The organism is Kocuria sp. CPCC 204721 (assembly GCF_040980945.1).
Classification (GTDB): Bacteria; Actinomycetota; Actinomycetes; order Actinomycetales; family Micrococcaceae; genus Kocuria; species Kocuria marina.
On record NZ_JAVKPO010000044.1, the window covers coordinates 1 to 1446 of the forward strand.

Annotated in this window: 1 protein-coding gene; it reads right to left on the reverse strand. The window is 71.1% G+C overall.

Going from position 1 to position 1446, the window contains the following annotated elements:
• Nucleotides 1–6 precede the first annotated feature (6 nt).
• Nucleotides 7–1311 carry an ISL3 family transposase gene (locus tag RF637_RS13755; protein ID WP_368845122.1) on the reverse strand — a complete coding sequence of 435 codons (1305 nt, stop codon included), beginning with the start codon at nt 1309–1311 and terminating at the stop codon, nt 7–9.
• Nucleotides 1312–1446 lie beyond the last annotated feature (135 nt).

Below are 1446 nucleotides of genomic sequence, written 5' to 3' on the forward strand. Positions count from 1 at the left end.
GGCCCTTCACAGATGAGCATGGGTAGCGGTCTTGCGCCACGGCCGGTGTCCGCCGGCGGCGAGCAGGGCGCGTAGGCGGTAGTTGTCGAAGTTCCGGAAGCCGCGGGCGACCCGGCGCATCGTCTCGATCACCCCGTTCACGGCCTCGGTGGGCCCGTTGGAGGCCCCGGCGGTGTCGAAGTAGGCCAGGATCGCGGCCTTCCACCGGCGCAGGGTCCGCCCGAGCCGGGCGATCTCCGGGATCGGGCAGGACGGGAAGGCGGCAAGGATCTCGGCGACCAGCCGGCGGCCGGTCTCGGGGCGGGCGTGGTAGATCGCACGCAGCTTCTGATAGCAGTGCCAGGCCAGGGTCACCTCGTGGTGCGGGTCCCCGGCCTCAAGCTTGGTGTTGAGCCGGGTGATCTGTTTGGCGGTGAGGTGCTCGGCGCCGATCTGCAAGGTGCGGCGGATCCCGTAGAGCGGGTCCCCGGCCCGGCCCCGGTGGCCCAGGGTGTCCTGCTGCACCCGACGACGCACCTCGTCCACGACCTGCCCACCGAGTTTCACCACGTGGAAGGCGTCCAGGACGGTGATCGCCTCAGGGAGTTCGTCGCGGATGGCGTTGGCGTAGCCGTGGAACGGGTCCAGCGTCGCCGTGCGGATCCCGCTCGTGAACGCCGGACCCTGCTCGGTGAGCCAGTCGCCGTAGGCCGCCCCCGTGCGCCCCTTGACCAGGTCCAGCAGTCGCGCCCGGGGCCGGCCGTCCTCGCCGCGGGAGTGGTCCACGATCCCGGTGACCAGCCCGGTGCCGGGTGGACCCACGTGGCGCCACACGTGCTCGTCGACACCGAGGGCGTCCACCCCGGCCAGCCGATCCTCCGCGGCCAGCTGGCCTTCGATGACCGGGGCCACGGCGTGCCAGACGGTGTTCCAGGCGACTCCGAGCATGTCCGCCAGGGCGGAGACCGCGATGTCGTGGGAGCGCAGCTGCGTCACCGCCCAGGCGATCGCGCGGGTGGTGAGCTTGGCCCGCGGCGCGGCCAGCTCGTGGACCTCGCTGAACGTCACGACCTCGCAGGCGTCCTCCCGGCACCTGAAGATCCGCTTGCGCCACACCACCCGCACGGGCACCCCAGCGCAGGGCAGATCGTGGAGCACGACCTCCCGGCGGCCGTGGCCGGTGGCGAGCACCCCGCAGGACGGGCACCCCACCAGCGTCGGAGAAGTCTCCACCACCACGGTGAACGAGCGTGGTCCGCGTTCCACGGCCCTGACATGGACGTCGGGCAGGTCGAAGAGCGCGCACGCGGGCGCGCAGATAGCATGAGACACGTCGAGGCCTTCATGGATCGGGTTGCTTGGTCGCTACCCATCCTGGAGGCCTCGACCTCTACCCAGACCTCACAACACACCCCTCGAGACGCCCACGCGCACACCGCTACCCATGCTCATCTGTGAAGGGCCCAT